Raw genomic sequence first — 19,702 nt, forward strand, 5'->3', positions numbered from 1 at the left:
TTTCTACGATCAGTTAGTGTTAACTGTTTACCTTTTGGTGTATAATAGTTTTGCATCTCAGAGACCTTCCAATTGTTGTTGTGGTAGATTACAATTATATCTCTCTGAGATGTTTTTTGATACCCTTTAAGTGGCCAACTTCATTTTAGAACTTTCAGTAGTCATAGTGACTACTCTTTTTTTGCGAAATTAATGTGAAGAACTATAAAATTATCAGAATTTTGTGTATAATGGTAGTATTATTTTGTGGGAGGTCCCATATGGATTTACGTAATCGTTTTAATAAGAATTTAGATAAGATTGAAATTTCATTGATTCGTCAATTTGATCAATCCATTTCTGATGTACCAGGTATTTTAAAATTAACTTTGGGCGAGCCAGATTTTAGTACGCCTGACCATGTCAAAGAAGCAGCTAAGAAAGCTATAGATGACAATCAATCGCACTATACAGGAATGAGTGGACTGCTTGCCCTACGACAAGCAGCTGCTGATTTTGTTAAGATTAAATATAATTTGAATTATAACCCTGAGACAGAGGTTATGGTAACTATTGGGGCAACAGAGGCCTTATCAGCTTCTCTGATGGCTATTTTAGAAGAGGATGACATTGTTTTACTTCCTGCGCCAGCCTACCCCGGGTACGATCCTATTGTGACTCTGGCGGGAGCTAAGATTGTCGAAATTGATACCACTCCAAATAACTTTGTACTTACTCCTGAGGTTTTAGAGGAGGCCCTTATTGCCCAAGGAGAGAAAGTAAAAGCAGTCTTGCTTAATTATCCAACTAATCCCACTGGGGTCACTTATTCAAGGGAAGAGATTAAGTCATTTGCTGACGTTTTGGCAAAATATAATGTTTTTGTGGTTAGTGATGAGGTTTATTCTGAATTAAATTATACTGATCAAAATCATGTTTCTATTGCTGAGTTTATCCCTGAGCAAACTATCTTAGTCAATGGCTTATCTAAGTCTCATGCTATGACAGGCTGGCGGATTGGTTTCATCTTTACACATGAGACTATTGCTGGACAGCTTATTAAGAGTCACCAGTATATGGTAACTGCAGCTACAACTATGGCACAATATGCTGGTATTGAAGCATTGACTGTTGGTAAAAATGACACGCAACCAATGAAAGAACAATACATCAATCGGCGTGATTATATAATTGAGAAAATGACTGAAATGGGCTTTTCAATGATTAAACCTGATGGGACATTTTATATCTTTGCCAAGATTCCAGAAGAGTTCGGGGAAAATGATTCCTTTAAATTCTGCCAGGATTTAGCAAGAAAAGAAGCACTTGCTATTATTCCAGGGATTGCTTTTGGTCCATTTGGAGAAGGGTATGTCCGTTTATCATACGCAGCAAGTATGATAACCATTGAATCAGCCATGATTCGTTTGAAAAACTTTATGACACATTATGGAAACTAGTCAATCACAAGGTATTGTTCTTTATAATAAGAACTTTCGCGAAGATGATAAGTTAGTCAAAATTTTCACGGAGCAAGCTGGGAAACGGATGTTTTTTGTTAAGCATGCCGGTAAATCCAAGTTAAGTTCAGTCATTCAACCCCTAACAGCTGCAGATTTCATCTTAAAGTTAAACGAGAGCGGTCTATCTTATATAGAAGATTATAATCACGTTGAAACTTATAAAAAAATTAATCAGGATATTTTCACCTTATCCTATGCCAGTTATATAACGGCTTTAGCTGATGCGGCCATAAAAGATAGTGAAATTGATGCGCAACTTTTTGCTTTTCTAAAAAAGACTTTAGATTTAATGGAAGAGGGTTTAGATTATGAAGTCATGACTAATATCTTTGAAGTTCAAATCTTGGATCGTTTTGGCGTCAGATTAAATTTTCATGATTGTGTCTTTTGTCACCGGACGGGACTTCCCTTTGATTTTTCGCATAAATATTCTGGAGTACTTTGTCCACAGCACTATCAGGAAGATGTGCACAGAAATCATTTGGATCCCAATGTAATCTATCTCATGGATCAATTTCAAGCTATTCACTTTGATGACTTGAAAGTTATTTCTTTAAAACCGGAAATGAAGGCAAAACTGCGTTCCTTTATTGATGAATTGTATGACGATTACGTTGGTATTCATCTGAAGAGTAAAAAATTTATTGACGACTTGTCCACATGGGGACAAATTATGAAGCCCAGCTCAGAGGATAATTAATTTTGGGAGTTTAGCATATGCTAGGCTCTCTTTTGGTGGAGCTGCGCAGCAATTCCCTCTTAGTCTAGATGGTGTTAAAGTCCTATAGATTGTGCTATAATAATTACATTGTTTTATCTTAATATGATATGGTAAAAGGAGCAAGGATGAAAAGAATTGCAGTTGATGCTATGGGTGGCGATAATGCGCCTAAGGCAATTATAGAAGGTGTCAATCAAGCTATTGAAGCTTTTTCTGATATTGAAGTTCAACTTTATGGTGATCAAACAAAGATTAAAGAGTATTTAAAAGAGTCTGACCGAGTGTCTATTTTCCATACGGATGAAAAAATTAATTCTGATGATGAGCCAGCTAAGGCCATTAGACGTAAGAAAAATGCCTCTATGGTATTAGCAGCTCGTGCTGTTAAAGATGGGGAGGCTGATGCTGTTCTTTCGGCTGGTAATACAGGCGCACTGTTAGCAGCTGGTTTGTTTGTGGTAGGAAGAATTAAGGGTGTCGATCGTCCAGGACTGCTATCAACTTTACCAACCACCAATCAAGTTGGATTTGATATGTTGGACCTTGGTGCTAATGCTGAAAATATAGCTGCCCACCTCCACCAATTTGCCATCTTAGGGTCTTTTTATGCAAAAAATGTGCGTGGCCTTAAGAACCCTCGTGTCGGCCTTCTTAATAATGGAACAGAAGAGACGAAAGGTGATACGCTACGTAAAGAAACTTTTGCTCTATTAACAGATGAAAAAGATATTAATTTTATTGGCAACGTTGAAGCACGTGATTTAATGTCAGGTGTTTGTGATGTTTTGGTTGCTGATGGTTTCACGGGAAACGCTGTTTTGAAATCAATTGAAGGGACAGCAATTGGCATTATGTCCCAACTGAAAGCATCAATTAAATCAGGCGGTTTTAAAGCTAAGCTAGGTGCTTTACTGCTAAAAGATAGTCTAAAAGATATGAAGAATTCCTTAGATTATTCTGGTGCTGGTGGTGCCGTACTTTTTGGTTTAAAAGCACCAGTGGTAAAATCACATGGCTCTAGTGATGCTAAATCAATTTTTTATACGATTAAACAAATCCGCACTATGCTGGAGACAGATGTTGTTGGGCAATTAGTTAAGGAATTTGCTAAGGAGATACAAACTGATGACGAGAAATGATATTTTAGAGAGATTAACAAGAATCATTCAAGAAATTGAAACTAACGAATTACCTGAAATAAATGAAACAACTAATTTTGAAAAAGATTTAGATGCTGATTCAATCAAATTAACAGAATTTATTATTAATGTTGAAGAAGATTTCAACATCAGTATCCCAGATGAAGATGCTGAAGATATGAAAACTGTTGGTGATATGATTACTTATCTTTCAAATCAATTAAACTAGACACAAAAAGAGGAGCAAAAGCTCCTCTTTTTGCGTTGTTTAAAATACGAACATTATAAAAACAATTTAAAGTATAGTTAATATTTTATTGAATATATCATTGATATATGTTATTCTTTATTAAAAAGACACAGAAAGGCGAATGATAAAGAATGAAAGAACTAATTTATACAGGTAAAGCAAAAGATATCTACTCGACTGAGGATAAAAATATTATAAAGTCTGTGTATAAGGATCAAGCAACCATGTTAAATGGAGCTCGTAAAGAAACTATCCAAGGAAAAGGTGTTTTAAATAATAAGATATCTTCTCTTATTTTTACTCGTTTAAACGAGGCAGGAATTGCAACGCATTTTATCAAGCAAATTTCAGAAACGGAGCAATTAAATAAGAAGGTAACCATTATTCCTTTAGAGGTTGTTTTACGTAATACGGCTGCTGGTTCTTTTTCAAAACGTTTCGGTATTAAGGAAGGTTCCTCGCTAGCAAATCCAATTATCGAATTCTACTATAAAAATGATGAGCTAGATGATCCTTTTATGAATGATGACCATGTTAAGCTCTTAGATATTGTAACTGCTGAGCAAATTTCTTATATAAAAGAAGAAACACGTCACATTAATGAACTATTAACAAAATGGTTTAATGCTATTGATTTAAAATTGATTGACTTTAAGCTTGAGTTTGGTTTTGACAAGGACGGCAAAATTATTTTGGCCGATGAGTTTTCACCGGATAATTGCCGCTTATGGGATTCTCAAGGGAATCATATGGACAAAGATGTGTTTAGAAGAAACCTTGGTAGTCTAACTGATGTTTATCAAGTCGTTTATGACAAACTAAAAGCACTAAACTAAGAAGATCAGCTGATAGATTATGCTAACTAGTTACTACAGGGTGTAGGACTACTTGGATTGGAGATAAAATGGACAAACGTATTTTTGTAGAGAAAAAAGAAGATTTTCAGGTAAAGGCAGAGTCACTTGTGAAAGAATTAAATCATAATCTGCAATTACAAACTTTAAAAACTCTTCGCATCATCCAAGTTTATGATGTATTTGCAATTGATGAGAATTTAATTGAAAAGGCTGAAAAACATATTTTTTCAGAACAAGTAACAGATAACCTTTTAGATGAAGCGGTTCTCTTAACTGACTTAGATAACTATGCCTATTTTGCTATTGAATCTTTGCCTGGTCAATTTGACCAACGAGCAGCGAGTTCTCAAGAAGCAATTCTGTTATTAGGAAGTTCAAGTAAAGTAATAGTTAATACGGCTCAACTCTATCTTGTTAATAAAGATATGAATGAGTCAGAATTAGCAGCTCTTAAAAATTATCTACTTAATCCCGTTGATTCAAGATTTAAAGATATTAATCAAGCAATTGCTAAGCATGATTTTTCTGAATCTGATAAAACTATTCCAAATCTTGATTTTTTTACAACTTATACTGCTGAAGATTTTAAAGCTTACAAATCAGAAGCTGGCCTTGCTATGGAAGTTGATGATTTACTGTTCATCCAAGATTACTATAAAACAATTGGGCGTGTGCCAAGTGAGACTGAACTGAAAGTTTTAGACACTTACTGGTCTGACCATTGTCGTCACACGACTTTTGAAACGGAATTAAAGGCTATTGATTTTTCAGAATCTAAATTCCAAAACCAATTACAAGCAACTTACGATAAGTATATCCAAATGCGTCAAGAATTGGGACGATCAGAAAAACCTGAAACCTTAATGGATATGGCAACTATCTTTGGACGTTATGAACGTGCTAATGGTCGCCTTGATGATATGGAAGTTTCAGATGAAATCAATGCCTGTTCTGTTGAGATTGAAGTCGATGTCAATGGTGTTAAAGAGCCATGGCTCTTGATGTTCAAAAATGAAACACATAATCACCCAACAGAAATTGAACCTTTCGGTGGTGCAGCGACTTGTATCGGAGGGGCTATTCGTGACCCATTATCTGGTCGCTCCTATGTTTATCAAGCTATGCGTATTTCAGGTGCAGGCGACATTACTATGCCGATTGCGGAAACTCGTAAGGGTAAATTACCACAACAAGTTATTTCTAAAACTGCGGCGCACGGCTATTCTTCATATGGTAATCAAATTGGACTAGCAACAACTTATGTTAAAGAATACTTCCACCCAGGCTTTGTTGCCAAACGGATGGAACTTGGGGCTGTTGTAGGGGCTGCTCCTAAGGAAAATGTTGTTCGTGAAAAACCAGAAGCTGGCGATGTGGTTATCCTCTTAGGTGGCAAAACGGGCCGTGATGGTGTTGGTGGTGCTACAGGTTCATCAAAAGTGCAAACTGTTGAATCAGTTGAGACAGCTGGTGCCGAAGTGCAAAAAGGGAATGCAATTGAAGAACGTAAGATTCAACGTCTCTTCCGCAATAGCCAAGTGACGCGTTTAATCAAAAAATCAAATGACTTTGGTGCTGGAGGTGTCTGTGTTGCCATCGGTGAATTAGCAGATGGTCTAGAAATTGATTTAGATAAAGTTCCATTGAAATATCAAGGGTTAAATGGAACAGAGATTGCTATTTCAGAATCTCAAGAACGGATGTCAGTTGTTGTTGGTCCTGAAGATGCAGATCTCTTTATTGATGAGTGTCGTAAAGAAAATATTGATGCCTTAATTGTGGCTATTGTCACTGAAAAACCAAACTTGGTAATGACTTGGAATGGGGAAACAATTGTTGATATTGAACGCTCTTTCTTAGATACCAATGGAGTGCGCGTGGTCGTTGATGCCAAGGTTGTTGATAAAGAAACTGTTATTCCTGAGCAGCGTCAAACCTCAGAAGCCAACTTAGAAGCAGACACACTTGCTTTACTGGCTGAACTTAATCATAGTTCACAAAAAGGACTTCAAACTATTTTTGACAGTTCGGTGGGTCGTTCAACAGTTAATCATCCTCTAGGCGGTCGCTACCAGATGACACCGACTGAAAGTTCAGTACAAAAACTCCCTGTTCAAAATGGAGTGACGCAAACAGCGTCAGCTATTGCCCAAGGCTATAACCCTGCTATTGCCGAATGGTCTCCTTATCATGGTGCAGCCTATGCTGTGATTGAAGCAACAGCCCGTTTAGTAGCATCAGGTGCCGAGTGGGATAAGGCGCGTTTCTCATATCAAGAGTATTTCCAAAGAATGGACAAGATTGCGGAGAACTTCGGTCAACCAGTCGCAGCCTTACTTGGATCTATTGAAGCCCAAATCCAACTTGGTTTGCCATCAATTGGTGGTAAAGACTCTATGTCTGGGACTTTTGAAGAATTGACTGTTCCACCAACTCTCGTAGCCTTTGGTGCAACCACAGCCACAGTCGCAAATGTTTTGTCACCTGAGTTTAAAGCTGCTGGCCAAAACATTTACTACATACCAGGTCAAGCTATCTCACAAGAAATTGACTTTGACCTGATCAAAGCTAACTTTACTAAATTCAAAGCCATCCAAGAGCAACATACAATAACTGCAGCTTCAGCTGTTAAGTACGGTGGCCCAATTGAAAGCCTAGCTCTCATGACATTCGGTAACCAGATTGGTGCAGACGTTACTTTGTCAGATCTTACCTCAGGACTTAATGCGCAGCTTGGTGGCTTTATCTTCACGTCTAGCGACGACATTGCTGGCGCAGAAAAAATTGGTCAAACTACTACTAACTTTAGCTTAGCCATTAATGGACAAGAACTAACAGGTGCTAAGCTCCAAAGTGCATTTGAAGGCACACTTGCAAGCATTTATCCGACAGAATTTGAACAAGCTTCAAGCCTTGCGGAAGTACCAGCTGTCAACAGCTCTGCAATTATCACCAGAACAGAAAGAATTGATCAACCATTAGTTTACATCCCAGTATTCCCAGGTACCAACTCAGAGTATGACTCAGCTAAAGCCTTTGAAAAAGAAGGGGCTAGAGTTAATTTAGTACCATTTGTGACCTTAAACGAAGAAGCAATTGCTGAGTCAGTTGAAATAATGGTCGCAAATATTGAAGAAGCTAATATTGTCTTCTTTGCTGGAGGCTTCTCAGCAGCTGATGAACCAGATGGCTCTGCTAAATTTATTGTTAACATTCTCTTGAATGCCAAAGTTCGTAAAGCTATTGATGCCTTTATTGCTAAAGGTGGCCTGATGATTGGTATCTGTAATGGTTTCCAGGCATTGGTTAAATCAGGTTTACTACCATATGGTAATTTTGACAGTGCTAATGAATCAAGCCCTACTCTTTTCTATAACGATGCTAACCAACACGTTGCTAAAATGGTAGAAACACGTATTGCTAATACAAACTCACCTTGGTTAAGTGGGGTTAAGGTTGGTGACATTCATGCCATTCCAGTCTCACATGGTGAAGGTAAATTTGTTGTGACTGAGGAAGAATTTAAAGAACTTCGTGACAATGGTCAAATCTTCAGTCAATATGTTGACTTCCAAGGCCAACCAAGCATGGATTCCAACTATAATCCAAATGGCTCAGTAAATGCCATTGAAGGTATTACAAGTAAGAATGGACAAATAATTGGTAAAATGGGACATTCAGAACGTTATGAAGATGGTCTCTTCCAAAATATTCCTGGTCAAAAAGATCAATTCTTATTTGCATCAGCCGTTCAATATTTTACAGGTAAATAATAAAATGGGCTTCAGGTCCAAGACAAGATGACCAGAGTGCTGTCCCAAAGAATAATTCATTTGAGACAGGCACTCTTTAGGTCTTATAACGAGGTAATCATGACATACGAAGAAAAATCTCTTAATGAAGAGTGTGGTGTATTTGGGATTTGGGGGCATCCTCATGCAGCTCAAGTAACCTATTTTGGTCTTCATAGCTTACAACATCGTGGTCAAGAAGGAGCTGGTATTGTTTCCAATGACAGTGGTCATTTAATTCAACATCGTGATACAGGGCTATTATCAGAAGTTTTTAGTAATCAAGCTGACCTAGACAAATTAACAGGTCATGCAGCTATTGGGCATGTCCGTTATGCCACTGCAGGAACAGCATCTATTAATAATATTCAACCTTTTTTATACAATTTTACAGATGAGCAATTCAGTCTTTGTCATAATGGGAATTTAACCAATGCACTCTCTCTTAAAAAAGAGTTGGAACGAGAAGGAGCTATCTTTAATGCGTCCTCTGATACAGAAATTCTCATGCATTTAATCAGACGCAGTCATCACTCAGATTTTATGGGCAAGGTTAAAGAGGCTCTAAACACTGTTAAAGGTGGCTTCGCCTATCTTTTAATGACTGACGACAAATTAATTGCTGCTTTGGATCCAAATGGCTTTCGCCCACTGTCCATTGGGCAATTACCAAATGGATCCTGGGTGGTATCAAGCGAGACCTGCGCCTTTGAAGTTATTGGGGCTAAGTGGGTACGCGATGTTATGCCTGGTGAATTAATTATCATTGATGACTCTGGTATTACAGTTGATTATTACACAAAAGATACACAATTAGCTATTTGTTCAATGGAATATGTCTATTTTGCAAGACCTGACTCAACAATCTACGGTGTTAATGTCCATACAGCTCGTAAAAATATGGGTCGTCGTCTAGCTCAAGAATTTAAACATGAAGCTGATATTGTTATTGGTGTTCCTAACTCATCACTTTCCGCAGCTATGGGCTTCGCCGAAGAATCAGGTTTACCAAATGAAATGGGCTTGGTTAAAAATCAATATACTCAAAGAACCTTCATTCAACCAACACAAGAATTGCGTGAACAGGGTGTCCGAATGAAATTATCAGCTGTTTCAGGCGTTGTTAAAGGTAAGCGCGTGGTCATGATTGATGACTCTATTGTTCGAGGAACAACATCACGAAGAATTGTTAATCTGCTTCGTGAAGCAGGAGCGACTGAAGTTCACGTGGCAATTGGTAGTCCAGAACTCAAATACCCATGTTTCTATGGGATTGATATCCAGACGCGTCGAGAATTGATTTCAGCCAATCATGATGTAGAAGAAGTCCGTCAAATAATTGGTGCGGACTCACTGACTTATCTCTCACTTGATGGGATGATTGATGCTATTGGCTTGGAGACAGATGCTCCAAATGGTGGACTCTGTGTTGCTTACTTTGATGGTAACTACCCAACGCCACTTTATGATTATGAAGAAGCTTATCTCAAGAGTTTAGAAGAAAAAGTTAGTTTCCATATTGATAATGTTGCCAAATAGCTTAGCTATTTCCAAGAAATGAAAGGAAAAGAAAGTCTAATTTGAGGCAGTACTGCTAATTATTAGACCTTCAAAATCTATTATTATGACTAAAAATGCTTATGCAAAATCAGGTGTTGACGTTGAAGCAGGTTATGAAGTTGTTGAACGGATCAAAAAACATGTTGCCCGTACAGAACGTGCAGGTGTGATGGGTACTCTTGGTGGCTTTGGTGGCATGTTTGATCTTAGCCAAACTGGGGTTAAAGAACCAGTCCTTATCTCCGGAACTGATGGTGTTGGAACAAAACTTATGCTTGCCATCAAATATGATAAGCATGATACAATTGGTCAAGACTGTGTAGCTATGTGTGTTAATGATATCATTGCTGCTGGTGCAGAACCACTTTACTTTCTTGACTATATTGTGACTGGTAAAAATGAACCAGCTAAACTTGAACAAGTTGTTGCTGGTGTCGCTGAAGGTTGTGTTCAAGCTGGCGCTGGTCTTATTGGTGGGGAAACGGCTGAAATGCCAGGCATGTATGATGAAGATGATTATGACCTTGCTGGCTTTGCTGTCGGTGTTGCTGAAAAATCACAAATTATCGATGGCTCAAAAGTGGCAGAAGGGGATGTTCTCTTAGGCTTAGCTTCAAGTGGGATCCATTCTAATGGCTATTCACTTGTGCGTTCTGTCTTCCAAGATTACACTGGTGAAGAAGTCTTACCAGAACTAGAAGGCAAGGTCTTGAAAGACGTTCTCTTAGAACCAACTCGCATTTACGTTAAAGCAGTACTACCCTTAGTTAAGGAAAACTTGGTTAATGGGATAGCTCATATCACTGGTGGAAGCTTTATTGAAAACGTTCCACGCATGTTTGCTGATAACTTGGCTGCTGAAATTGAAGAAGACAAAGTGCCAGTTTTACCTATTTTCAAAGCTCTTGAAAAATATGGAGAAATCAAGCATGACGAAATGTTCGAAATTTTTAACATGGGGATTGGTCTGATGATAGCTGTCAAACCTGAAAATGTTGACCGTATCAAAGAACTTTTGGATGAACCCGTTTATGAGATTGGACGTATCGTTGCTAGAGAAGATAAAGGTGTTATCATCAAATGACAAAACGTTTAGCAGTTTTTGCTTCTGGGAATGGGTCAAATTTTCAGGTCATTGCAGAGCAGTTTCCCGTAAGCTTTCTATTTACGGATAAGAGACAGGCTTATGCTTTAGAACGAGCGGACAACTTAGGCGTGGCGCATTATAGCTTTGAACTCAAGGAATTTGCAAGCAAAGTTGCCTATGAAGAAGCTATCGTGGCCTTGCTGAATGAGCATGAAATTGACTTGGTTTGTTTAGCTGGCTACATGAAAATTGTTGGTCCAACCCTACTAGAAGCATATGAAGGTCGGATTATCAATATTCACCCAGCCTATTTACCAGAATTTCCTGGTGCCAACGGCATTGATGATGCTTGGGAAGCTGGTGTCGATCAATCAGGCGTCACCATTCACTGGGTTGACAGTGGCGTGGATAGCGGACAAGTCATTAAACAAGTCCGTGTCCCTCGTTTAGCAGAGGATACCATTGAGACATTTGAAGCCAGAATCCATGAAACAGAATACCAACTCTACCCCCAAGTATTGGATAGTTTAGGTGTTGACAGAAAATAGATATAGGAGAACAGAATGAAACGTGCACTAATTAGTGTTTCAGATAAAGCGGGCATTGTCGAATTTGCTCAAGCATTAAAAGACTTAGGTTGGGATATTATATCGACAGGAGGCACAAAGGCTGCTCTTGACCAAGCAGGTCTTGAAACAATTGCCATTGATGACGTGACTGGCTTCCCTGAAATGATGGATGGCCGTGTTAAAACCCTTCATCCTAACATCCACGGTGGTCTCCTTGCTCGCCGTGACTTGGACACTCACCTGACAGCTGCCAAAGAAAACAATATTGAACTGATTGATTTAGTGGTCGTAAATCTTTATCCATTTAAAGAGACAATTATCTATCCCGATGTGACCTATAGCAAAGCAGTCGAAAACATTGACATCGGTGGTCCATCAATGCTCCGTTCAGCAGCCAAAAACCACGCTAGTGTAACGGTTATTGTTGATCCAGCAGATTACGAACCAGTACTGAAAGAATTAACAGAGGTTGGTGAAACTGACTATGCAACCCGTCAACGGTTAGCAGCTAAAGTCTTCCGCCATACAGCAGCTTATGATGCCTTGATTGCTGAGTACTTCACAGCACAAGTTGGTGAAGAAAAACCTGAAAAACTAACTTTGACTTATGACTTAAACCAGTCTATGCGTTATGGTGAAAATCCGCAACAAGAGGCAGACTTCTACCAAAGTGCCCTTCCGACTGACTACTCAATTGCTTCAGCTAAACAATTGAACGGCAAAGAATTGTCCTTTAATAATATCCGTGATGCTGATGCAGCAATCCGTATTATCCGTGACTTCAAAGACCGTCCAACAGTTGTTGCCCTAAAACACATGAATCCATGTGGCATTGGTCAAGCTGATACCATTGAAGAAGCTTGGGATAATGCTTATGAGGCTGATTCTGTTTCTATCTTTGGTGGTATCATTGTTCTGAACAGAGAAGTTGATGCCGCGACAGCTGAGAAGATGCATCCTGTCTTCTTAGAAATTATCATTGCACCAAGTTTCTCTGATGAGGCGCTAGCTATTCTGACTAATAAAAAGAAAAATCTACGCCTCTTGGAATTGCCATTTGATGCTCAAGAGGCAAGCCAGGTGGAACCTGAATTCACTGGTGTTGTGGGTGGTATGTTAGTTCAAAACCAAGATGTTGTGGAAGAAGATCCAGAGACTTGGGAAGTGGTGACTGAGCGTCAACCAAATGATCAAGAAAAAGAAGCTTTGATTTTTGCTTGGAAAGCTATTAAATATGTCAAATCAAATGGTATCTTGATTGCCAATGACCACATGACCCTTGGCGTTGGTCCTGGTCAAACAAACCGTGTAGCCTCAGTACGCATTGCCATTGAACAAGCTAAAGACCGTCTTGACGGGGCAGCCTTGGCTAGTGATGCCTTCTTCCCATTCGCTGACAACATTGAAGAAATTGCCGCAGCAGGTATCAAAGTCATCGTGCAACCAGGTGGTTCAGTCCGCGACCAAGACTCCATCGATGCTGCCAACAAACATGGCATCGCCATGGTCTTCACTGCCGTGAGACATTTTAGACATTAATAGAAAATAGGTGACTAAAGACCAAGCCGAGGCTTGGTCTTTTTCTTATGCTTTCTTTGCTCTAGCCATGGTTACCCAGGTAGTGCGTGAGCCAATTTGGACTTTTATACCATTTGTTTTCTGATCAATTTGTAAGATTTTGAATTTTCCGGGGATAATGAAGTATTCCCCTGGATTAAGGAATTGGTCACCTGCCTTTTGTCCTTGTTGATTAGATTCATCTACAGGATTTGGGTCAATCCAGTTGAGACTTGTTGGACTGCCACCGGCTAGGTCGACACTGGAAATAAGAGAACCATGATGCTGATTCACTTTAAAAACGCCAGGGAGAGTAACCTGATCACCCACCTTGAACTGGCTTGATTTTGTTTCAGGGTCTTTTGCTTTTGCCGGACTGGCTAATTTCTTAATAGCCACATAACGACGGTTGCCACTTCCTCCAATATAGGAGAGCCATTGGTAGCCCTCTGCAGTCAGTACCCTGTCATAGATGACTGATTGTCCTTTTTCATAATGAGTTAAGGCTTGACTACTTAGTTTAGCTTCAGGGCGAACGGCGGTGCGTTCTGTAAAGCGATAGCTACCACTTGGTGGGAAGTTGGCTGGTGTGGCGGTAGGACTTGGGCTAGTGTGACGGTAGGACTTGGGCTAGTGTGACTTTGCCCAAGGTCCTTAAAATGAATATAGCCACTGACGGCTCCCATAGCAATCGTTCTGCGGTGGTATTTCTCTGGCCCTTGGCCAGCATTGTAATTGTATTCTTCTAGGGTCACCTGATTATCATTGACCTCTGCCACCCAGGCCACATGTCCGTAGTCCTGATGAGAGTAGTTGACACCCTTGTCAAACCAGGCAACAGCGCCAACTGCCGCTTGCATGTTAACGGAGTAGCCTTGACTACGGGCAATGTGGCCCCATGAATCCGCATTACGATAGCCTGCTGGCAACGTGAAACCATTGGCCGAACTTAGCCGAAAAGCGACGAAGGATGTACACTGCCTTTTGTACATGCCCCAAGTGTCGGGACCCCAACCCGTCTGCCACTGACTTGGGTAATTGTCACCGAAAACAGCAGCTTTTGTACTTAGTGTGAAGGGGTTAACTAATTGACTGACAAAAACAGCCAAAACAAAAAGTATTTGAAATTTTTTCATAAGTTTACCTCCTTACCTAAGTTATTCGAAAAAAACCTGCCACGAGTGACAGGTTTTTACAGTATTTTATGATAGAGACTAATCTTCAGAAGGTAAGAGTAGGAGAAAGAGGATAATAATATATGAAATAAAGAGTGGCCAGCTGAATCTTTCTGCTCCAAACCAACTTGTACTAGTCAGCAATATGGTAAAAAGTGTAGCCAAAATAAAAATCTTCTTTTTTAAAGTAATTTTCATATATATAACCTCTCCATTCTAAGAATCATTTATTCTAGGATAACAAAATGATTCAACCCCGTAAATAGCAAAAATGTCAGGTTCTTATTTAAGGCACATTGACGGTATAAACCAGTTCCACTCCTGGGATATAGACCACAGCTAGAGTAGTTGTTTTATGACTTTCCACAGCTGCTTTAACTACAGCAGCAATAGCTCCAGAAATAACAGCTACAACTCCTGCCGTTGCTGGATTAACAGCAAATTGTTTCAGGTGCCACCCGGCATACCCTGCGGCAAATGCACCCGCGGCCCAACCATTTAAACCTCGAACATGTGGCCCTAAATTAAAGCGAATACCAACGGCACCTTTCTGGTAAACATTAGGTAGTTCCTTAACAGCTTCAAAATATAATTGTGCATCAGTTTCAGAGATATTAAGAAGTTGTGATAGTTCTTTAGGACTGCCTTTTAGTCCGATTGATCCATCTTCTTGGACATAAAAGTAAGCCTCTAATTTCTGTCCGGCCTTTACTAGGTCTTCATTGATAGTTGGTCGAATGATGTTTCCTTCTGAGTCAGAAATGACGACAGATTTATTAGTTTTAACCTGTTCGATAGTTTGTGGGATATTTTCTTCTGCAAGGACAGTTGCCACTGGCGATGCAAGGTTTAATAAGCTTGTTGCTAATAGCAGTGCTGAGGTTTTTTTGATTAATTTATTCATAATATTTTTCCTTTCTATGATGTTTATTGATATCACAAGACAATCTAACACATTTGTTATTCCGGTAATCGTTTCCTTTCTAGTTAGTTGACTTGAATAAAATAAATTTTTCACCTCCTTACTAAGATATTCGAAAAAAAAATAATCTGAGATGGCTTACGGGTTATCTTTTAATACATTCTGTTTAGATAAAGTCAATCAATGTTCATAATTGACTAGTGAAGTGTGCGAGGACTTATTTTGTTCTTTTTTTAAACTTAATTTCAAAATATGATTTGATCAGTAGGAGAAGTCGCCTTATGTTAGAAGTAGAGAAAGGAGATATTACGAAAAAATTCTTAAAGCGACTTTGTATTATTTCAATAAAATTACGGGCTAATACTTTGTGATGCTTTGATTTATGAGTTCATTCCATGACTCTAATATTCTGGAAAACCTTGCAATAGTCAAGTTATAACATTGTTAACACTTGGGATTGAAAAATCCCCATAAACTTATTTTACGAGGAGAAAATACAATGAAAAAATATAATAAATTAGATATTATCTGGATTTTATTTATTTTTATTACTTCCTTTATTTGTAGTAATCAAGGCTTATATCACTTAACCCATAGCACCATCTCATTAGATGGTTGTATTTGGGGAGTTCCTCTTTTCTTTTTCCAATTATTATTCATTGATAAATTTATTATTTCAAAAAGAAAATGAGGTGATCCGGTACACAACACAATTCTATGTCTTTTTTTAACCTGTGTTTCCAACCTACCTATTAAGTGAGAAGAATGCTATCTTTAGTATTTTTGTCGAAGAACAGCGAGTAGTTTGATTAGCACCCTTAAAATTTTTAAGGCGACTTACATACCAAGAAAAATAAATTTTTTGGTACGTAACTTTTAACAAGTATGGTTAATAAACTCAATATTGAAAGTCAAGAGAATATTGTTATTTTGAATGTAAAATCCTTTATGGATAACAATGCCAATTCTATGGAAGAAGTAGTAAAAGGAAAATTTGCAACTAAAATAAAAGAATCAATAGAAACTCAAAAAATTTGCTAGATTCACTATTGTAGCAAATTCAGTATTTTTCTTAACTATTGGATTTTATTATGAGCACTATAAATTCAGTTTTATAGTAATAGGAAATGGCTAAGCAGTTCATTTTTGAACTAAAGTTAAATCAGTCTGTACATATTAATCTCTTTGCATTTTGTCTCATTTTTTTCTAGTCATCATATCTTGTGGATTCGAAAATCTCATAAAGAATCAAAGTAAGCTTTCTCTATCATTGTTATTAAAAAGATATGCTAATTTTCGTATATCTTTTTAAATTAACGAACATATGTGTTATAATTACTATATAAAATTCGTTTTTATGAGGTGTAAAATGAAATTATTGGTTGTCGGTTCGGGTGGTCGTGAGCATGCTGTTGCTAAGAAATTGTTAGAATCTAAGGATGTTGAGGCGGTTTTTGTTGCGCCAGGGAATGCTGGCATGACCCTTGATGGTCTGACTTGCGTAGATATTGCTATTTCCGAACATTCGACATTAATTGACTTTGCTCAAAAGAATGACATTGCTTGGACTTTTATTGGTCCAGATGATGCGCTAGCTGCGGGGATTGTTGATGATTTTTATATGGCTGGTCTCAAAGCTTTTGGTCCGACGCGTTTGGCCGCAGAGCTTGAGTGGTCAAAAGACTTTGCCAAGGAAATTATGGTTAAGTACAATGTTCCGACGGCTGCCTATGGCACATTCTCCGACTTCCAAGAAGCTAAAGCTTACATTGAAAAACAAGGAGCACCGATCGTTGTTAAGGCTGACGGATTGGCTTTGGGCAAGGGCGTTGTGGTCGCGGAGACGGTGGAAGAAGCTGTTGCGGCAGCGCACGAGATGCTTTTGGACAACAAATTTGGTGATTCAGGGGCACGCGTGGTCATTGAGGAATTCCTTGCTGGAGAAGAATTCTCGCTCTTTGCATTTGCTAACGGGGATAAATTCTACACCATGCCAACAGCGCAGGATCATAAACGTGCCTACGATGGAGACAAGGGGCCCAACACAGGTGGGATGGGCGCTTATGCACCAGTTCCGCATCTATCACAAGCTGTCATTGACCAGTCCGTTGAAACCATCATTAAGCCTGTTCTCGAAGGGATGATTAAAGAGGGGCGTCCCTATCTAGGTATCCTTTATGCCGGTTTGATTTTGACCGAAGATGGTCCGAAAGTGATTGAATTCAACGCTCGCTTTGGTGATCCGGAGACGCAAATTATCCTGCCACGTTTGACGTCTGATTTTGCGCAAAACATTTCCGATATTCTTGATGGCAAAGAACCTGAGATTACTTGGGTAGACGGCGGTGTCACTTTAGGCATTGTTGTTGCCTCAAATGGCTATCCACTGGCTTACGACAAAGGGGTGACGCTTCCAGCAAAAACAGATGGCGATATTATCACCTATTATGCAGGAACTAAATTTTTGGAAGATGGCCAAGCACTGCTCTCAAATGGCGGTCGTGTTTACATGTTAGTAACCACAGAGAACAGCGTCCAAGCTGCGCAGGGTATCATCTACAAGGAACTAAAAGAACAAAATACTGACGGTCTCTTTTACCGAAATGACATTGGCAATAAAGCAATAAAATAAAAATACAAGTAAAAAGGAGAGAAATATGACACCTCAGATTTCAATCATTATGGGCTCTAAATCAGATTGGGTAACTATGAAAAAAACGGCAGATATTTTGGACCAATTTAGTGTAGCTTATGAGAAGAAAGTTGTTTCTGCTCACCGCACACCAGACCTTATGTTCAAACATGCCGAAGAAGCGCGTGGTCGTGGTATCAAAATTATCATCGCTGGTGCTGGTGGGGCGGCTCACTTGCCAGGAATGGTCGCTGCTAAAACAAACTTACCAGTCATTGGAGTGCCTGTTAAATCACGTGCTCTTTCTGGAGTTGATTCTCTCTATTCTATCGTGCAAATGCCAGGCGGCGTGCCGGTGGCAACTATGGCTATTGGGGAGGCGGGAGCTACTAATGCTGCGCTCTTGGCGCTTCGGATCTTGTCCATTGAAGATAGCAAGCTTGCGGATGCGCTAGCTGATTACATAGAAAAACAAGGAAAAATGGCAGAGGAGTCGACTGATGAACTCATCTAAAACTATTGGGATTATTGGTGGTGGCCAACTGGGTCAGATGATGGCTATTTCGGCGATCTATATGGGGCACAAGGTGGTGACGCTGGATCCGTCGACGGACTGTCCGGCATCGCGGGTTAGTGACATGATTGTTGCTGCTTACGATGATGTGGCTGCGCTGAAAGAGTTGGCTGACCACTGTGACGTCCTCACTTATGAATTTGAAAATGTTGATGCGGATGGCTTGGATGCTGTTATCAAGGAGGGGCAACTGCCACAGGGAACGGACCTCCTTCGCATTTCGCAAAACCGTATCACTGAGAAAGACTTTTTGGCTAACAAGGCTGGGGTTAAGCTTGCTCCTTACAAAGTAGTTAAGTCGGCTGCTGATTTGGACAACATTGATTTGACGAAAAATTATGTTCTTAAGACAGCAACTGGTGGTTATGATGGTCATGGGCAAATTGTTATTAAGTCTGAGGCTGACCTTGCTATCGCAAGGGAATTGGCTGACGCTTGTGACTGTGTTTTGGAAGAATTTGTGGCTTTTGACCTGGAAGTGTCAGTCATCGTTTCAGGAAACCAGAAAGAATTCACTGTCTTCCCAGTCCAAGAAAATATCCACAGAAATAATATTTTGTCTAAGACAATTGTGCCAGCTCGCATCTCTGAGGAGCTTGCTGAGAAAGCTAAGGCAATGGCCTTGGAGATTGCTAAGCATTTGAATTTGGCTGGTACGCTCTGCGTGGAAATGTTTGCCACTCCAGATGATATCTTGGTCAATGAAATTGCGCCAAGACCACATAATTCTGGGCACTACTCGATTGAGGCCTGTGATTTCTCACAGTTCGACACACATATTCTGGGTGTGCTTGGTCAGTCGCTACCAGCTATCCACTTACACGCTCCAGCAGTTATGCTCAATGTCTTAGGGCAACATATGAATGCTGCGCAAGCCTATGTCCAAGAAAACCCTAGCGCCCACCTGCACCTTTATGGTAAACTAGAAGCAAAGCAGAACCGCAAAATGGGACATGTGACGGTGTTTGGGTATGTGCCAGATGAGGTAGAGGAGTTTTAAGAGACTTCTTTCATTTTGATTCTGACTTGTCTTGCCGTCAGCGACTTCCAAGTTTTGAATGAAAAAGAAATAATTCCGAGGAGCTTAAGATGATTAAAATTATTGTCCATGCTTATATTGAAGAAACAAAGGCTAATGCTATTGTTGAAGTTGTTTTTGCTTCAGAGTATGAAAAAGCAATTTCGAAGAAACTGCAAGATTTACAGGAGATCTATCCTAATGATTATTTGGCAGTTTATGATTTACCACAAGATACTGACTTAACCAAACTACCACATTATCCATCAGTGAGCATCGGAAGAGAAGAGTTTGAAGAATAAATAGGAGAACACAAACAAGCATAAAGAATATTCACACTCTAAGATG

19 protein-coding genes and 1 pseudogene are annotated in these 19,702 nt (G+C 39.4%); 16 read left to right on the plus strand and 4 right to left on the minus strand.

The annotated features are described in order from the left end of the window. Window positions 1–260 precede the first annotated feature (260 nt). The 10 genes from ACVRZD_RS09275 (at window position 261) to purH (ending at window position 13,015) form a co-directional block, all read left to right on the plus strand. The gene (locus tag ACVRZD_RS09275; RefSeq protein ID WP_037626655.1) at window positions 261–1,439 is read left to right on the plus strand and encodes a pyridoxal phosphate-dependent aminotransferase; all 1,179 of its coding nucleotides are present in this window, start codon (window positions 261–263) and stop codon (window positions 1,437–1,439) included. Further along, the gene (gene recO / locus ACVRZD_RS09280) at window positions 1,429–2,202 is read left to right on the plus strand and encodes a DNA repair protein RecO (protein ID WP_447450449.1); all 774 of its coding nucleotides are present in this window, start codon (window positions 1,429–1,431) and stop codon (window positions 2,200–2,202) included. The genes ACVRZD_RS09275 and recO overlap by 11 nt, the downstream gene beginning before the upstream one ends. Before the next feature lie 146 nt (window positions 2,203–2,348). After that, complete coding sequence (gene plsX / locus ACVRZD_RS09285; protein WP_037626656.1) at window positions 2,349–3,362, plus strand: phosphate acyltransferase PlsX; 1,014 nt, start codon at window positions 2,349–2,351, stop codon at window positions 3,360–3,362. Continuing rightward, window positions 3,349–3,591: an acyl carrier protein gene (locus tag ACVRZD_RS09290; RefSeq protein ID WP_037626659.1), complete on the plus strand. Its 243-nt coding sequence runs from the start codon at window positions 3,349–3,351 to the stop codon at window positions 3,589–3,591. The genes plsX and ACVRZD_RS09290 overlap by 14 nt, the downstream gene beginning before the upstream one ends. 152 nt (window positions 3,592–3,743) lie before the next feature. Further along, window positions 3,744–4,448: a phosphoribosylaminoimidazolesuccinocarboxamide synthase gene (gene purC, locus ACVRZD_RS09295; protein ID WP_037626661.1), complete on the plus strand. Its 705-nt coding sequence runs from the start codon at window positions 3,744–3,746 to the stop codon at window positions 4,446–4,448. Between the two features lie 68 nt (window positions 4,449–4,516). Continuing rightward, window positions 4,517–8,242 carry a phosphoribosylformylglycinamidine synthase gene (locus ACVRZD_RS09300; protein ID WP_447450450.1) on the plus strand — a complete coding sequence of 1,242 codons (3,726 nt, stop codon included), beginning with the start codon at window positions 4,517–4,519 and terminating at the stop codon, window positions 8,240–8,242. Between the two features lie 99 nt (window positions 8,243–8,341). Next, complete coding sequence (gene purF / locus ACVRZD_RS09305) at window positions 8,342–9,799, plus strand: amidophosphoribosyltransferase (RefSeq protein WP_037626662.1); 1,458 nt, start codon at window positions 8,342–8,344, stop codon at window positions 9,797–9,799. A gap of 82 nt (window positions 9,800–9,881) precedes the next feature. Then, window positions 9,882–10,904, plus strand: a complete 1,023-nt coding sequence (gene purM, locus ACVRZD_RS09310) for a phosphoribosylformylglycinamidine cyclo-ligase (protein WP_198777483.1) — start codon at window positions 9,882–9,884, stop codon at window positions 10,902–10,904. Beyond that, on the plus strand, window positions 10,901–11,455 hold the full coding sequence (gene purN / locus ACVRZD_RS09315) for a phosphoribosylglycinamide formyltransferase (RefSeq protein WP_037626665.1): 555 nt from the start codon (window positions 10,901–10,903) through the stop codon (window positions 11,453–11,455). Before purM ends, purN begins: the two co-directional genes overlap by 4 nt. A gap of 15 nt (window positions 11,456–11,470) precedes the next feature. Then, window positions 11,471–13,015, plus strand: coding sequence for a bifunctional phosphoribosylaminoimidazolecarboxamide formyltransferase/IMP cyclohydrolase (gene purH, locus ACVRZD_RS09320; RefSeq protein WP_447450451.1), 1,545 nt, complete (start codon window positions 11,471–11,473; stop codon window positions 13,013–13,015). Between the two features lie 45 nt (window positions 13,016–13,060). Here purH and ACVRZD_RS09325 read toward each other — a convergent pair whose 3' ends face one another. The 4 genes and pseudogenes from ACVRZD_RS09325 to ACVRZD_RS09340 all read right to left on the minus strand — a co-directional run bounded on the left by ACVRZD_RS09325 (window position 13,061) and on the right by ACVRZD_RS09340 (window position 15,112). Next, window positions 13,061–13,432: a hypothetical protein gene (locus ACVRZD_RS09325; RefSeq protein WP_230588959.1), complete on the minus strand. Its 372-nt coding sequence runs from the start codon at window positions 13,430–13,432 to the stop codon at window positions 13,061–13,063. Window positions 13,433–13,483: 51 nt separating this feature from the next. Further along, a pseudogene (locus ACVRZD_RS09330) lies at window positions 13,484–13,549 on the minus strand (hypothetical protein); the annotation flags it as partial. Continuing rightward, window positions 13,549–14,169, minus strand: coding sequence for a CHAP domain-containing protein (locus tag ACVRZD_RS09335; protein WP_230588960.1), 621 nt, complete (start codon window positions 14,167–14,169; stop codon window positions 13,549–13,551). The pseudogene ACVRZD_RS09330 and the gene ACVRZD_RS09335, both read right to left, overlap by 1 nt. A gap of 325 nt (window positions 14,170–14,494) precedes the next feature. After that, complete coding sequence (locus ACVRZD_RS09340) at window positions 14,495–15,112, minus strand: hypothetical protein (RefSeq protein WP_037626667.1); 618 nt, start codon at window positions 15,110–15,112, stop codon at window positions 14,495–14,497. A gap of 517 nt (window positions 15,113–15,629) precedes the next feature. Here ACVRZD_RS09340 and ACVRZD_RS09345 point away from each other — a divergent pair. From ACVRZD_RS09345 to ACVRZD_RS09370, 6 genes are all read left to right on the plus strand, one after another. Then, on the plus strand, window positions 15,630–15,821 hold the full coding sequence (locus tag ACVRZD_RS09345) for a hypothetical protein (RefSeq protein ID WP_037626668.1): 192 nt from the start codon (window positions 15,630–15,632) through the stop codon (window positions 15,819–15,821). 194 nt (window positions 15,822–16,015) lie between these two features. Further along, window positions 16,016–16,171 (plus strand): hypothetical protein, encoded by a 156-nt coding sequence (locus ACVRZD_RS09350; RefSeq protein WP_198777482.1) that lies wholly within the window; start codon window positions 16,016–16,018, stop codon window positions 16,169–16,171. A gap of 328 nt (window positions 16,172–16,499) precedes the next feature. Next, complete coding sequence (gene purD, locus ACVRZD_RS09355; RefSeq protein WP_447450455.1) at window positions 16,500–17,762, plus strand: phosphoribosylamine--glycine ligase; 1,263 nt, start codon at window positions 16,500–16,502, stop codon at window positions 17,760–17,762. 25 nt (window positions 17,763–17,787) lie between these two features. Continuing rightward, the gene (purE, locus tag ACVRZD_RS09360) at window positions 17,788–18,276 is read left to right on the plus strand and encodes a 5-(carboxyamino)imidazole ribonucleotide mutase (protein ID WP_447450452.1); all 489 of its coding nucleotides are present in this window, start codon (window positions 17,788–17,790) and stop codon (window positions 18,274–18,276) included. Then, window positions 18,263–19,336 carry a 5-(carboxyamino)imidazole ribonucleotide synthase gene (gene purK / locus ACVRZD_RS09365; RefSeq protein WP_037626671.1) on the plus strand — a complete coding sequence of 358 codons (1,074 nt, stop codon included), beginning with the start codon at window positions 18,263–18,265 and terminating at the stop codon, window positions 19,334–19,336. The genes purE and purK overlap by 14 nt, the downstream gene beginning before the upstream one ends. Before the next feature lie 89 nt (window positions 19,337–19,425). Next, a complete protein-coding gene (locus tag ACVRZD_RS09370) occupies window positions 19,426–19,656 on the plus strand; it encodes a hypothetical protein (RefSeq protein ID WP_037626672.1) in 231 nt (76 codons plus the stop codon). The last annotated feature ends 46 nt before the right edge of the window (window positions 19,657–19,702 follow it).

The organism is Streptococcus hongkongensis (genome assembly GCF_053206145.1).

Excerpts from the sequence above, each read along its gene's own strand:
- ACVRZD_RS09275 (WP_037626655.1), top strand. The coding sequence starts at position 261 with ATGGATTTACGTAATCGTTTTAATAAGAATTTAGATAAGATTGAAATT.
- recO (WP_447450449.1), top strand. The coding sequence starts at position 1,429 with ATGGAAACTAGTCAATCACAAGGTATTGTTCTTTATAATAAGAACTTT.
- plsX (WP_037626656.1), top strand. The coding sequence starts at position 2,349 with ATGAAAAGAATTGCAGTTGATGCTATGGGTGGCGATAATGCGCCTAAG.
- ACVRZD_RS09290 (WP_037626659.1), top strand. The coding sequence starts at position 3,349 with ATGACGAGAAATGATATTTTAGAGAGATTAACAAGAATCATTCAAGAA.
- purC (WP_037626661.1), top strand. The coding sequence starts at position 3,744 with ATGAAAGAACTAATTTATACAGGTAAAGCAAAAGATATCTACTCGACT.
- ACVRZD_RS09300 (WP_447450450.1), top strand. The coding sequence starts at position 4,517 with ATGGACAAACGTATTTTTGTAGAGAAAAAAGAAGATTTTCAGGTAAAG.
- purF (WP_037626662.1), top strand. The coding sequence starts at position 8,342 with ATGACATACGAAGAAAAATCTCTTAATGAAGAGTGTGGTGTATTTGGG.
- purN (WP_037626665.1), top strand. The coding sequence starts at position 10,901 with ATGACAAAACGTTTAGCAGTTTTTGCTTCTGGGAATGGGTCAAATTTT.
- purH (WP_447450451.1), top strand. The coding sequence starts at position 11,471 with ATGAAACGTGCACTAATTAGTGTTTCAGATAAAGCGGGCATTGTCGAA.
- ACVRZD_RS09335 (WP_230588960.1), bottom strand. The coding sequence starts at position 14,169 with ATGAAAAAATTTCAAATACTTTTTGTTTTGGCTGTTTTTGTCAGTCAA.
- ACVRZD_RS09340 (WP_037626667.1), bottom strand. The coding sequence starts at position 15,112 with ATGAATAAATTAATCAAAAAAACCTCAGCACTGCTATTAGCAACAAGC.
- ACVRZD_RS09345 (WP_037626668.1), top strand. The coding sequence starts at position 15,630 with ATGAAAAAATATAATAAATTAGATATTATCTGGATTTTATTTATTTTT.
- ACVRZD_RS09350 (WP_198777482.1), top strand. The coding sequence starts at position 16,016 with ATGGTTAATAAACTCAATATTGAAAGTCAAGAGAATATTGTTATTTTG.
- purD (WP_447450455.1), top strand. The coding sequence starts at position 16,500 with ATGAAATTATTGGTTGTCGGTTCGGGTGGTCGTGAGCATGCTGTTGCT.
- purE (WP_447450452.1), top strand. The coding sequence starts at position 17,788 with ATGACACCTCAGATTTCAATCATTATGGGCTCTAAATCAGATTGGGTA.
- purK (WP_037626671.1), top strand. The coding sequence starts at position 18,263 with ATGAACTCATCTAAAACTATTGGGATTATTGGTGGTGGCCAACTGGGT.
- ACVRZD_RS09370 (WP_037626672.1), top strand. The coding sequence starts at position 19,426 with ATGATTAAAATTATTGTCCATGCTTATATTGAAGAAACAAAGGCTAAT.